This window comes from Streptomyces sp. EDA2-14 (genome assembly GCF_054963755.1).
Map to the genome: position 1 here is coordinate 12,038 of NZ_JBUEGE010000029.1, position 13,068 is coordinate 25,105.

At 72.9% G+C, this 13,068-nt stretch carries 11 protein-coding genes; 3 read left to right on the forward strand and 8 right to left on the reverse strand.

All coding sequences use genetic code 11. The features are described from left to right. Positions 1-995: 995 nt before the first annotated feature. The 6 genes from mftF to mftA are packed head-to-tail and all read right to left on the reverse strand — an operon-like array spanning position 996 to position 6,009. On the reverse strand, positions 996-2,486 hold the full coding sequence (mftF, locus tag ACY34M_RS39290) for a mycofactocin biosynthesis glycosyltransferase MftF (protein WP_462723314.1): 1,491 nt from the start codon (positions 2,484-2,486) through the stop codon (positions 996-998). Next, positions 2,483-3,214: a mycofactocin biosynthesis peptidyl-dipeptidase MftE gene (mftE, locus tag ACY34M_RS39295; protein ID WP_462723313.1), complete on the reverse strand. Its 732-nt coding sequence runs from the start codon at positions 3,212-3,214 to the stop codon at positions 2,483-2,485. The genes mftF and mftE overlap by 4 nt, the downstream gene beginning before the upstream one ends. After that, the gene (gene mftD, locus ACY34M_RS39300) at positions 3,207-4,391 is read right to left on the reverse strand and encodes a pre-mycofactocin synthase MftD (protein WP_462723312.1); all 1,185 of its coding nucleotides are present in this window, start codon (positions 4,389-4,391) and stop codon (positions 3,207-3,209) included. Before mftD ends, mftE begins: the two co-directional genes overlap by 8 nt. 18 nt (positions 4,392-4,409) lie before the next feature. Beyond that, entirely contained in the window at positions 4,410-5,588 is a 1,179-nt protein-coding gene (mftC, locus tag ACY34M_RS39305) for a mycofactocin radical SAM maturase (protein WP_462723311.1), read from the reverse strand. Next, on the reverse strand, positions 5,585-5,890 hold the full coding sequence (gene mftB / locus ACY34M_RS39310; RefSeq protein ID WP_462723310.1) for a mycofactocin biosynthesis chaperone MftB: 306 nt from the start codon (positions 5,888-5,890) through the stop codon (positions 5,585-5,587). Before mftB ends, mftC begins: the two co-directional genes overlap by 4 nt. Beyond that, positions 5,875-6,009: a mycofactocin precursor MftA gene (gene mftA, locus ACY34M_RS39315; RefSeq protein WP_462723309.1), complete on the reverse strand. Its 135-nt coding sequence runs from the start codon at positions 6,007-6,009 to the stop codon at positions 5,875-5,877. Before mftA ends, mftB begins: the two co-directional genes overlap by 16 nt. A gap of 151 nt (positions 6,010-6,160) precedes the next feature. On the opposite strand from mftA, the gene mftG reads away from it, so the two are divergent. Continuing rightward, on the forward strand, positions 6,161-7,717 hold the full coding sequence (gene mftG, locus ACY34M_RS39320; RefSeq protein WP_462723308.1) for a mycofactocin dehydrogenase MftG: 1,557 nt from the start codon (positions 6,161-6,163) through the stop codon (positions 7,715-7,717). Positions 7,718-7,720: 3 nt separating this feature from the next. On the opposite strand, the gene mftR is transcribed toward mftG, so the two are convergent. Further along, positions 7,721-8,413, reverse strand: a complete 693-nt coding sequence (gene mftR, locus ACY34M_RS39325) for a mycofactocin system transcriptional regulator (RefSeq protein ID WP_462723307.1) — start codon at positions 8,411-8,413, stop codon at positions 7,721-7,723. A 103-nt stretch (positions 8,414-8,516) separates the two neighbouring features. Between mftR and ACY34M_RS39330 the strand changes: the two genes are divergently transcribed. Both ACY34M_RS39330 and ACY34M_RS39335 read left to right on the forward strand, forming a co-directional pair. Beyond that, positions 8,517-9,311 carry an SDR family NAD(P)-dependent oxidoreductase gene (locus tag ACY34M_RS39330; RefSeq protein ID WP_462723306.1) on the forward strand — a complete coding sequence of 265 codons (795 nt, stop codon included), beginning with the start codon at positions 8,517-8,519 and terminating at the stop codon, positions 9,309-9,311. Positions 9,312-9,354: 43 nt separating this feature from the next. Continuing rightward, complete coding sequence (locus tag ACY34M_RS39335) at positions 9,355-10,185, forward strand: phosphotransferase enzyme family protein (protein ID WP_462723305.1); 831 nt, start codon at positions 9,355-9,357, stop codon at positions 10,183-10,185. Positions 10,186-10,203: 18 nt separating this feature from the next. On the opposite strand, the gene ACY34M_RS39340 is transcribed toward ACY34M_RS39335, so the two are convergent. Beyond that, a complete protein-coding gene (locus ACY34M_RS39340) occupies positions 10,204-13,053 on the reverse strand; it encodes a type 1 periplasmic-binding domain-containing protein (RefSeq protein WP_462723304.1) in 2,850 nt (949 codons plus the stop codon). Positions 13,054-13,068: the final 15 nt, after the last annotated feature.

Genomic DNA, 13,068 nt, shown 5'->3' on the forward strand with positions numbered 1-13,068 from the left:
CAAGGTCCGTCAGTTTTCGAACGTGTGCCGGAACCCCGGGCGCCTCACGTGGCGTCTTGAGTGCCGTCAGCAACAAACACGCGAGGAAATGCCGCACCGCGGCACAGCACGGAGGTAGGGCCCGACCATGGAATACGACGTCAGGCCCTACCGGGGCACGCTGTACCGCTTCACCCTCTGGGTGTCGCTGGCCACCGTCGTGCTCGGGTTCGCGATCCTCGCGGGCGCGTTCGCGGCGACCGCGGACGGCTTCGAGCACGTGCGGGAGTACGCGGAGCGCAACATCGCCAACGAGGACTCCTACTATGCCTACGCGGACGAGAACATGGACCCGATGCGGGCCGTCGGCGCGGTGACGGCGCCGGTGTTCCTGCTGCTTGCGCTGGTCGTCGTCTCCGTTCTCCACAGCGCGTACGCGGTCGCCCACGCACATGCCCGGCGCGACGGCGGGCCGCTGTCCGTCGGCGAGTTGTGGCGGCGCACCCGTCCGCGCCTGCTCGCCGCCGTCGCGAGCAACTTCCTGACCGGCATCTTCGTGGCCGTGGTGGTGTTCGCGGGCCTGTACCTGTTCACCCTGGTCGACAGGCACAAGGTGCCCGGCGTCGAGCCCACCCCCATCGGTGAGACCGCGTCGTGGCAGTACTCGCTGGTGGGTTGGGTGCTGCCGATCATCATCTGGACTCTCGGCCCGCTGCTCTGGTTCCGGCTGTCCGGTGCCACCGCCGAGACGGTGCTGGAGCGCCGCAACCCGTTCGTGGCGGTGTACCGCTCCTGGGTGCTGACCCGGCACGCCCGCCTGCGCGCCTTCGGCCTGGGCCTGCTGTGCTGCGCGGCGGCCGTGCTCGCCTTCGCGGTGGTCCTGTACGCGGCGAGGCCGCTGAACCACTACGCCGGGCTCGGCATGCTGTGGCTCAACGGCGACAACGTGTGGATGACCGGCGTCCTGATGACGGTCTTCCCCACGGCGGTGGCCCTGCTTCTGCTGACGCCGCTCGTCATGCCGCTGGTGTGCGGCGGGGTGGCACGTCTGTACGGGGACATGCGCGCTCTTGAGGACGCGGCGGGCGGGAACGGTGGGCCCGCACGATCCGAGGGCGCAGCGCGGCCGTCGACCGGCCTCTGAGCGCGGACAGCCACACCCCCGCCCCGTAGGCGAGATCGTCGAGGCGGCGGGCCGCGGCGTAGCGGACGGGGTCGAGGCCGGCCGGTGAGCGGCGGCCGAGGGTTTCCAGGGCCACGTCCGCCACCGCCGCGACAGCGGTGGCGCGGCGCAGACGGCGCGAGGCCAGGCAGCCGACGGCCGTCAGGGGCCACCAGTGGCGGGTGAGCAGGGCCGCGCCCTGGGTGAGGGACGCGGCCGAGCCGAGGGCGGTGAGGCGGGCGGCGTGCGGCAGCGGGTGCTCGATCCCCTTCAGCTTTCGGGCGTTGCTCACGGTGGCCACGGCCGCGAGCCCGCCCGCCACCGGCAGCGACCAGCGGCGCTGCGCGAGCAGGGCGACGAGCAGGGCCGCGCTCCACGGCGCGAGGATCGCGGGGGCGATGTTGTCGGGATGGCGGCGGGCCAGGGGGTGCGCGCCGGTGCCGTAGACGGCCTTGCGGCGGAACCAGTCGGCGGGTTCGACGCGGTGCTCGTGGGCGGCCCGCACGGCGGGTTCGTAGCGGATGCGTCCGCCGTCCGCGGTCAGCCGCCAGCACAGGTCGACGTCCTCCCCCACCCGCATGCCAGCGTCGAAGCCGTCCGCCTTGGTGAGTACGTCGGTGCGCGCGATCATGCAGGCGCTGGGGACCCAGGAGACGGGGGTGCCGGTGCGCACGGCGGCCGGTTGCCGGCCCAGGTCGAGGGAGGAACGGGCGCTCTCGTAACGGCCCAGCCACCGCTCGGCGTCGGGGCCCGGCAGCGCGGTGATCCGGGGCACGGCCATCACGACGGCCGGGTCGGCGAAGTGGCGCAGCAGCACGTCCACGGTGTCGGGCCCGAGCACGATGTCGGAGTCGACGAACACCACGTACGGCGTGCTGACTTCGCGCAGCCCCGCGTTGCGGGCCCCGGCCGGGCCGAGGTTGTCGGCGAGCGGGAGCAGGCGCGCGTGGTGGCGTGCGGCCGCGGCGGCGACGGGGAGCGGTCGGCGTGAGGCGTCGTCGACGACGATCACCCGGGCGTCGGTCGTGGCGCGGATGCTCGTGAGCACACGGTCGAGTTGGTCGGCGCGGTCCCGTACGGGGATGACGTACGTGACCGCCGTGTTCGGGCCGTTCGGGGGCAGCTCGGCGGCCACCGGGTGAGCAAGGCCGGTGGCGAGCAGCCGGTCGGCGAGGACGGCGCCCGCCCGGTCGCGTACGCGCAGGGTGCGCCCGGTCAGGAGCGCGCGGGCGCGGGGTGTCAGCCGCATCAGGCGGGTCGGGTACCCGCCGAGCAGGGCGCGCCCGCCGTCGAGGACGCGGGTGTGCCGGTCGAGCGCGACGACGTATCCGTGCGGGAGGGTCATACGGCTCCTTGCGGTACGGCGGTCAGGAGTCGGCCTCGTGGGTCGGCGCGGCCCGTGGTGACGAGGCGTACGGCGCTCGACACCATCGCGTCGGTGAGCGCCCGTCCTTCCTCGGCGGTGGCTCCGTCCGGATCGCCGAGGACGCCGTTCGGGGAGACCGCGCGTACGCCGTGCGCCATGAGGTGGGGCAGCAGTTCGGGCAGCGGGCGGGTGTCGCCGGGGGCCGCTTCCGACAGCCGTACGTCGTCCGGGGCGAGGTGCAGCATGACGGAGGTCTCGGTGCGGCCCGCGTGGGCGTCGCCGCCGGGTGGGGCGCAGCCGAGCCATGCCACGTCGTGGCCTTCGGAACGGAGTTGGGCGCAGGCCGTGTCGAGGGTGGTGACGTTGCCTCCGTGGCCGTTGACGAGGACGACACGGCCCGCCCACGAGGACAGGGACCGCACCGTCTCGACCAGGACGGTGTGCAGTGCCTCGTGGCCGATGGAGAGGGTGCCGGGGAATCCGGTGTGCTCGCCGCTGGCACCGTAGGTGAGGGTGGGCGCCAACACGACATCACCGTACGGGAGTTGACGCGCCGCCCTGCGGGCCACTGCTTCCGCGATCGTGCTGTCCGTGTTCATCGGCAGGTGCGGGCCGTGCTGTTCGGTGGAGCCGACGGGGACGAGGACGAGGGCGCCCTTCGGCACCGTGGGCCAGGTCGCGCGCGCCAGCTCCACCGGTTCAGGCACGTGGGACCCCGAGGGTGCGGGTGAAGCCGTCCGGAACGACGAGGTCGTCGGGTCCCAGTTCGTCGACGGAGGCGTGGCCGAGGCCGAGGACGGCGGAATCGAGGCCGCCGCGCAGGATGTCCAGGACGTTCTCCACGCCCGCCTGACCGTTCGCGGCCAGGCCCCACAGGTAGGCGCGGCCGATGAGGACGGCGCGGGCGCCCAGCGCCAGGGCCTTGGCGACGTCGCCGCCGCGCCGCACGCCACCGTCGAGGAGGACTTGGATGTCGGCGCCGACCGCCTCGGCGATGGACGGCAGGAGGCGGATGGTGGCGGGTGTGGTGTCGAGGTTGTTGCCGCCGTGGTTGGAGACGGAGATGGCGGTGACACCCGCGTCGACGGCCCGTTTGGCGTCGTCGACCCTGCTCACGCCCTTGAGCAGGAACGGGCCGCCCCACTCCTTGCGCATCCACTCCACGTCGTCCCAGGTGGGTGGCGGTGTCTGCATCCACTCTCCGTAGGCTCCGAAGAAGGTCGGTGCCTGTCCGCCGGGGGCTCGGAGGTTGGGTGTGGTCAGGTCCGGCAGGCGGCGGGACTTGGCGAACGCGAGGAGCCAGCGCGGGTGCGGCAGCACGTCGGGCGCGAACCTGGCGGCCGTGCGCAGGTCGAGGCGTTCCGGGATCGCGGGGCTGCCCCAGTCGCGGCCGTTCGAGAACGACCAGTCCAGGGTGGCGATGAGCGCCTTGGCACCGGCCGCCCTGGCCCGCTCCATGCGCTGTGTCATGGAATCGCGGCTGCCCATCCAGTACATCTGGTAGAAGGTGTGCGGGTTGGCCTCTGCGACCTCCTCCACGGACCGGCTCGCGAACGAGCTGAGGCCCATGATGACGCCCCGGTTGGCGGCGGCGCGGGCCACGGCGACCTCGCCGTCGGGGTGCACGGCCTGCACACCTGTCGGCGAGATCAGTACCGGGAAGGCCGACTCGACCCCCAGGACGGTGGTCGCCAGGTTCCGTTCGGCGTGGTGGCCCACCACCCGTGGCGCGAAGCCGAGTTCGGCGAAGGCACCGATGTTGTCGTCGATGGTGCGGCCGCGCTCCGAGCCCGCGACCAGCGCGCCGTAGACACTGCCCGGCAGGTACTTCTTGGCGCGCCGCTGGGCCTCGGCGACCGTTTCGAACCATGGGTTTCTTGCCATGGGGCGGATGTCTCCTCGTCAGGTGGCCGGGCTGAGTCCTGCTACGGGGCTCTCTTCGCACTCCGACACGGGCGGCCGTCGGGTGAGCGGCACGAGGACGGGGCCGGTGCGGTGGGAGTGGTCGCCGGACGGCTTGGGGATCGCGCCGCCGACGTCGCGCGCGGCAAGGAGTTGCTCCCCGTACCCCTGGACGCACTCCGGGTCCGGCCCGTCGAGCGGCAGGCCGGTGAAGAACTTCGCGGCCATGCAGCCGCCCTTGCAGGTGTCGTAGAACGTGCAGGAGGCGCAGGCCCCGCCCTGCTGCGGCTCGCGCAGCCGACGGAACAGCTCCGACTCCCGCCACACGCCGACGAAGCCACCTGCGTCCCGCACACTCCCCGCGAGGAACTCGTCGTGGATGGCGAACGGGCAAGCGTACACGTCACCGATCGGGTCGATCAGACACACCACGCGGCCGGCGCCGCACAGGTTCAGACCCGACAGCGGCTCCCCGAACGCGGACAGGTGGAAGAAGGAGTCACCGGTCAGCACCTCGCCGTCGTGCGCCACCAGCCAGTCGTACAGCTCGCGTTGCTGTGCGGGCAGCGGGTGCAGCTCGTCCCAGACGTCGGCGCCGCGTCCGGAGGGGCGGAGCCGGGTGAGGCGGAGCTGGGCGCCGTACCTGTCGGCGAGGGCTTTGAAGTCGTCCATCTGCGGGATGTTGTGCCGGGTGCAGACGACGGACAGCTTGAAGTTCTTCATGCCCGCGTCGGCGAGATGCCCCATGGCGCGCAGGGCGGTGTCGTACGAACCGGGGCCGCGTACCGCGTCGTTGACGTCGGCGGTGGCCCCGTCGAGGGAGATCTGTACGTCGACGTAGTCGTTGGCGGCGAGGCGCCGGGCCACGTCCGGGGTGATGCGCACGCCGTTGGTCGAGAACTTGACGCCGACGTGGTGGGCGGTGGCGTAGTCGAGGAGTTCGAAGAAGTCGGGGCGGACGGTCGGCTCGCCGCCGCCGATGTTCACGTAGAAGACCTGCATGGCCTCCAGCTCGTCGATGACCGCCTTGGCCTCGGCGGTGCTCAGTTCGCGCGGGTCGCGGCGGCCGGAGCTGGACAGGCAGTGGGAGCAGGACAGGTTGCAGGCGTAGGTGAGTTCCCAGGTGAGGCAGATCGGCGCGTCGAGACCGTACTCGAAGAGGTCCACCAGGCGGGTCACGGTGTCGGGCTCCTTTCGACCAGCATCGACGAGCGGGCCAGGACGGCGAGGGCGCGCGCGTAGCGTGCCGTGTCCGCGTCGCTCGCACCGGCGCTCGCGCAGGCGGCGCGCGCGGTGGGCGACGTCGGCAGGGCCTGGACGACGGCGAGCAGTCCCCGGTCCTTGAGGAAGGACAGCTTGCGCGTGCCGAAGTGGTAGAGCAGCGCACCGAAGGGTTCGGGCCGGACCGACACCTGGGGGTGCACGTCCCAGGCGCGGTCCAGATCGAGCGCGGCGGCGGCCACGGTCAGTACACGCCGCACATGCCGTCGATCGAGACCTCTTCGACCAGCTCGTCGGCCTCGATGAGGGCTTCGTCGGCGGGTGCGGTGCTCGCGGCGGGCGGCTCGGGCGCTGCGGCGGCTTCGAGCTGTTCGTTCATGCGGAACTCCCTGATACCGGTGGGTGGTTGAGGGTGTGCGCGAACGGTTCCGAGAGTATTGGCATGCGATGCCAAAAGAAAGGGTGCGGGAGCCTCCGGGGGTCTTGCGCACCGCCGTGGCGCCGGGATTGGATCCGGTCCCATGGGCCCGATGCCGCGTGCACGTCCTGATGTGCTGGTCGTCGGCGCCGGTGGCGCGGGGGCCGTGCTGGCGGCGCGGTTGAGCGAGGACGCGGACCGGAGTGTGCTGCTGCTGGAGGCCGGTCCGGTGGCCTCGGCATTCGCCCCGGACCTGCTGGACGCGCGCCTCGTGCCGGGGGCCCGGCCGGGGCACCCCGGCACCGTCGCCCATCCCGTACGGCTCACCCCGGAGCGGCCGTGGTCGGTGCCGCGCGGGCGGCTGCTGGGCGGGTCCACCACGGTCAACGGTGGGTACTTCGTCCGGGCGCGGCGTGCGGACTTCGAGCGGTGGGCCGGGGCGGGGAATCCCGGGTGGGCGTACGAGCGGGTGTTGCCGTTGCTGCGTGCCATGGAGGACGACGTCGACTTCGGCCGGGGCGAGGTGCACGGGAGCGGTGGGCCGATGCGTGTCGCGCGCGCAGCCCTCGACCACCCTGCCGCGGCGGCCTTCCGGGATGCCGCCCGGGAGTTGGGCTTCCCCGCCGAGCCCGACTTGAACGACCAGGGCCCGCCCGGCTTCGGCCCCGTGCCCTTGAACTGCGTGGACGGGGTGCGGCTCAACACCGGACTCGCCCACCTGTCGGCGCCGGTTCTCGAACGACCCAACCTCACCGTGCTGGGTGGCTGTTCCGTACGGCGGGTCGTCGTCGAGCAGGGGCGTGCCACGGGGGTCGCGGTCGAGCGCGACGGGGCGCGGGAGACGTTCGACGCCGGGTGCGTGGTGCTGTGCGCGGGGGCTCTCGTCACGCCCCACCTGCTCCTGCTGTCCGGCATCGGGCCGCGTGCGGATCTCGAGCGGGCGGGGGTCCCCGTCGTCCGGGACTCCCCCGCGGTCGGTGCGCACCTTTCCGACCATCCGCAACTGGTCCTGGACTGGCGGCCCCGCGACGAGCTCGGTCCGCCCGCCACCACGTGGCTTGGCGGGTGCCTGCACCTCAACTCCCCCGGCAGCACCCCCGAAAGCCCCGGTGACATCGAGATCCTCCAGTCACTGGTGCCGATGGCCGGGCTCGTCGGAGGGTCCGTGCACGTGTCCGGTGCGCCGCACTCGTTCCTCGCCTCCGTCCAGACACCGCGCCCCACCGGCCGGCTCCGGCTCCTCTCCCCCGATCCCGGGGTCTCCCCCGCCGTCGACTACGACTACCTGCGCGACGGCGAGGCCCTGCGCCGGCTCCGCGCGGCCGTCCGCGTCACCGCCGACGTCCTGGCCACCGCCCCGTTCGCCGAACTCTCCGACGGCGGCCTGCTCGACCCCGGACCGGCGGCCCTCGGCGACGACCGCGCGCTCGACGCCTGGATCCGCGACCACCTCGGCACGGCCCAGCACACCTGCGGAACCGTCCCGATGGGCTCCGCCGACGCTCCGGAGCGAGCCGCCGTCGACCAGTTCGGGCGGGTGCACGGGGTGCGCGGGCTGCGGGTGGCGGACACGTCGATACTGCCGGACACCCCGCACCGGGGCCCCGCCGCGACCGCCGTACTGATCGGTGAGCTCGTCGCCGACGCGCTGCGCGGGGAACTGCTCTGAGGGCTACCGTGACGCTCCGCCGAGCCCCTCCTCCAGCCGCCGGATCGCCGTGTCGAGCAGCTCGCTCAGTTCCGCCTCCGGCACCGCGAGCCAGTGCTCGTACGCCGTGACCGCCGCCGCCAGGACGGTATGCCCGAAGAGCCGCGGGAGCGCGTCGGACGGGGCGAGATCCAGGCGGCGGGCGACGAAGTCCGTGACGATCGCGCGCCACGAGGCGTACCGCAGGGTGGCATCGGCCTGCAGCGTGGGGACACTCAGGATCAGCCGCATGCGCTGTTGATGCCACGGCACGACGGATGCGTCGAACCGGTTGAAGTCGACGACGGCCGCACGCAGCGCCGTCATGACCGGGACGGCCGGGTCGGTTTCCTTCAGCAGCTCACGGAACCCCGCCAGTTGGTGCTCGAAGTCGCCCCACACCAGATCGGTCTTCGACGCGAAGTAGCGGAAGAACGTCCGCCGGGCGATGCCGGCCCCACCCGCGATGTCGTCGACGGTCGTGGCGTCGAAGCCCTGCCGGGCGAAGAGTTCGAAGCCGATGCGCTCCAGATCGGCGCGGGACGTGGCACGTGGGCGGCCGCCCCTCGGCGAACGGTCGACTCCCGCGGCCACGCTGCTCGTCGGCGACTCCACATCCGCTCCTTCGTCCGGGACCGAAGATACCGCCGCGGCCGCGGTCGATCGACGGTCGGACATGCCTTCAACTCTGCGGCGGTTGCGGATATATACGCGGGTACGAGCAGGGCCGGGCGGGCGGGAGCCGCCGACCACCGGCCAGACCTGTGAGGGAGTTGCCACGTTGAGCGAGACGGACACGCACACGGAGCAGGACTTCGGCAGCCGCAAGGGCACCGCGCTCGTCGCGGGCGGCACCGGCGGCGTCGGCGCGGCGGTCGTCCGCACGCTGGCCCGGCGCGGCAGCGCGGTGCTGTTCACGTACCGGTCGAACGAGGAGGCCGCCGACGCCCTCAGCACCGAACTCCGCGCCGAGGGCGCCCGGGTGGAGTCCGTGCGGGCGGACCTGACGGACGAGGATGCGGCGGCGTCGGCCGTCCGCTCGGCAGTCGACCGGTTCGGCGCCCTGCACACGCTCGTCCACGCCGCCGGTCCGCACGTCCCGATGGTGCATCTGAGCCAGGTACCGCCGTCCCGGTACCGGGACCAGCTCCACACCGAGGCGCTGGCCTTCTACCAGTTGGTCCATCCCGCGCTCGAACCCCTGCGTGAGACGGCGGGCAGCGTCGTCGCGGTCACCACCGCGGCCACCCACCGCTACCCCGTCCGCGACGGTCTGTCCTCGGGTACGAAGGGCGCGGTGGAGGCGGTGGTGCGCGCGCTCGCCGCCGAGGAGGGCCGCTACGGTGTGCGGTTCAACTGCGTGGGCCCCGGCATGCTCACGGACGGCATCGCGGCCCGCCTCATCGAGGACGGCGAACTCGACGACGCCGCCCTCCAGGTGACCCGCCGCAACATTCCGCTGCGCCGCTTCGGGAGGGCGCAGGACATCGCGGAGGCCGTCGCGTTCCTCGCCTCGGACCGCGCCGGGTTCATCACCGGGCAGCACCTCGCGGTGGACGGCGGCTACACCGTCTGAAATGCGTGTGCGCCGACACGGCTCGCGGCCGCATACTCGCCGCATGCTGGAACCGGATGCCGCTCGGGCGGTCGCGGCGGCCCTGTCGGTCGGGTCGTCGCTCGGGCTGTCCGTCCACGGCGCCACCGTTCTGCACGACTCCAACAAGCTGACAGTGCGGCTGCTGCCGTGCGACGTCCTGGCCCGTGTGGCGCCCGTGGGCGATCAGGTGGCGGAGTTCGAGATCCGGCTCGCGCGGCGGCTCGCCGATGTCAGGAGCCCGGTGGCCGCGCTCGCGCCGGGCGTGGAGCCACGCGTGTACGAGCGGGACGGCTTCGCCGTCACTCTGTGGACGTACTACGCCCCCGTGACCGACCGCCCCGCTCCGCCGGACGAGTACGCCCGCGCGCTGGAGCGGCTGCACGCCGGCATGCGCGAGGTCGACGTCCCGACGCCGCACTTCACGGACCGCATCGCCCGGGCGCGACGCCTGCTGGCGGACCGAGACCGCACCCCGGAGTTGGCGGACACGGACCGGGACCTGCTGCGTGACACACTGCGGCGGCTCGGGCGGGCGGTCGCCGAGCACGGTGGGGACGAGCAGGTGCTGCACGGCGAGCCGCACCCCGGCAACGTACTCGGCACGAGAGAGAACGGGCTGCTCTTCATCGACCTGGAGACATGTTGCCGCGGGCCCGTGGAGTGGGACCTCGCCCATGCTCCCGAGGAGGTCGCGGCCCACTGTCGCGGCATCGACGAGGACGTGCTGCGGGCGTGCAGGATCCTCGTCCTGGCGATTGTCACGACGTGGCGCTGGGACCGGGAGGACCGGTACCCCGACGGGCGGCACATGGGCCGGGAGTGGCTCGGCCGGTTGCGGGCGGCGCTCGGCTGAACGCAGCCCGTCACGCGGTCAGTGCACGTCGTCGGTCGGGCACGGCTGCGTGCTCCCGGGCACCCACCGCGTACGAGCCGGGGCGTTGAGCTCGAAGGCTCCGCACCGCAGCGCGACCGTCAGGCCGCCGGCGGTGGGGTGCAGCAGGACGATGGCCTTGTCCAGGGGCGGGCCGGAGCCGTAGCGCTCGGGGAAGGAGACGACACCGCTGGCGCCCTGGAAGGTGAGCTTCTCGTCGAGCTTGGACTTCACCAGTTCGGTGTTGGCGGTGCCGGGCCTGTCCTGCCCCGAGGTGCTGGTGTAGGCGCGGTCGGTGGCCAGGGCGAGGGTCTTCAGGGCGTCGTGCGCAAGGGCCACGTGGCCGTCGTTGAGCCAGGGGTCGGCGGCCGTGAAGGCCTGGACGTAGAGGCTGAAAACGGTGGCGGACTCGTCGCTGTTGTCGGGATGCGTCTCCGGGAGCACATGCACCGTGTGGAACAGGCTCAGCCAGTCCCGCATGTACGGCCGGTACTTTCCGCGCAGTGCGGTGCTCGTCAGGTCGTTGCTGCCGATTACCGTGAGCGGGAGCCCGGCGCAGCCCGAGTCGGGCCCGTAGCGGCCGAGGAACGCGGAGAAGTTGCGGACGCGGGCGGCCCAGTACACGACCGTGCGCGGGTTCTGCTTGATGCGGGCGCACACCGTCCGGGCGATGTCGTCGGGGGTGGTGGCGCCGCCCCGCTCGGCGAGGGTGAGCGTGTCGGCCCCGTCCCCGAACCTGCGGGCGAACATGGTGCCCAGTTCGTTGCTGAACAGGTCTCCGGGGTCCTTGATGACGAGCGCATGGTCGGCCGCCGCACACTGTCCGTCGCCCGTGCGCACGATCCGGGCGTTCCGCGCGAACCCCGCCGCGACCGCCGACTCCCGGCTGTTGCTGGGCGACATGGGCCGGTAGTAGGTCAGGCCCTTCCGCATGGCGTCGGCCGTCGCCGTGGTGGCGATGACCGGGACCTGCCCGTCGTTGAGGATCCTGGCGGCCTCGCGGGTGCTGCGGCGGCTCTCGGAGAAGCCGACGACGCCGACGACCGTGCGGTGGTCCTTGGCCTCCTTGTAGCGCTCGGCCTGCGCGACGGCCCAGGAGGCGGCGGCCGGGGCGTGGGCGAAGTTCGTTCCGGTGTCGCGGACGTCGAGGTAGATACGCACCCGGTCCTGGTCGTCGACCGCCGCCTCGTTGAGCCGCTGCTGGGCGAGCCACAGGCCGCGCAGTTCGGGGATGGCGCCGTTGTCGATCGCCTCCTCGCGGTCCTTGGGGACCGTGGCACCGAGATAGACGACCCTGCGGACCGGCCTGTGCCGGCGTTCGGCCTTCAGCGCCCGGGAGTTGAGCGTGTCGATCGCCGCCCGGACCGCGGCGTACTGCTCCGCCGGGCTCTTCTCGTCGCCGCCCGTCGGGCCGCTCGCCGCCGACGCCTGGCCGGGTGTGCCCACCGCCTGCCCCTGGTAGCACTCCGGTTCGTCGCCCCCGATCCTGGTCAGGCCCCAGTCCCCCACCAGGGCGAGGACGAGCGTGAGGCACACGGCCTGGATCGCGGCCTCGGGCCCGGGGCCCAGGTTCAGCCGCGGTTTCGGCGGCTCGATGGGGACGACGTGCAGTCCCTCGCTGGTCCAGCGCATGGGTTCCAGCGGCACCGACAGCGGGCGCCGGGGCGTGGAAAGCGCGGTGGGGCGGAAGCGGTCGGCGCCCTCCCGCAGGCTTGCGCACCGGTCCCACACGCCCGCCATGGACGGGTCGTCCTCGGCCGTCCGCCCGGCGGCGACCACGACGACTCCGGCGCGGGCGAGTTGTGGCGCGGCGTTGACGCAGGCCCGCAGGAAGCGTGCGGCCATGACGGGGTACGACCGCAGGTGGGCGTTCCATTCTTGGGCCGTCGCCCGTGCGCCGGGGTTCTCGGGGAGGGGCGGCAGGTCGAGGAGTACGACGCGGCGGGTGCGGCGGCGGCGCGACCAGGGGCCCCGGCCGGGTCCTGCCGCGTACAGGTCGGCGAGGACGGCGCGCAGCAGCAGTTCCTCCAGGTCAAGGCGCGCCTCCTCGGCCGCCGCTCCGAAGTCGGCGGTGGCACGGGGGCCGTCGGCCGTGTCGTCGCCGGTGGGGAGCATGCGGGTCGACTCGCGCTGGAGGAGTTCTGCGGCGAAGTGGAACACCGAGTGGTCGGTGCGGCCGATCCTGCGCCACCGCTCGTACCAGTTGTGCCGGTTGGGCAGCACAAGGAGGCGGCGGGGCCGCAGCAGCCGGTGGGACCACCAGGTGGCCCAGCACCAGCGCGGGAAGGTGTGGAACAGCGGCTCCCCGAACAGTTTGACCAGGGAACCGACCGGGGCGAGCACGCTGTTGTCGAAGGCGTCTCCGCGCACCGCGGCCAACCAGTGCAGCACGCCGCCGTCCGCGTCCTCGGCGCGCAGCGCGTAGGCGCGGTCGCGCAGTTCACGCGCGGTGGGCCGGCGGGCGGGATCCGCGCGGAACTCGTCGGTGATGTCGCGCATCAGCCGCAGGTTGCGCAGCCTCAGCGCCCGTTTCGACGGCCGGGTGCGGCGCAGGCCTTCGGCCACCTCCAGGGCCAGGTACTCCTGCCCGGCCGGTGCCGCCTGTTGACGGCCCAGTCGGGCGTAGGGGGTGCAGGCCTCATTGCCGAAATCGGTCAGCATGGACTCCAGGCCCGAAAGGACCCGGTCGGTGCGCTCGCGGACGACGTCCGGGTCGCCGCTGTCGACGTCCAGTGCCACCGGGGGAAGTCCCTCGCCGCGCAGCGACCGCCGCTCGGGGGGTGCGACCGCGTACCGGAACGCCTGCGTGAAACTGTCCGAACCCTCGCTGTCGGGGAAAGTGCATGCCATGGCTGCCTCAACTGG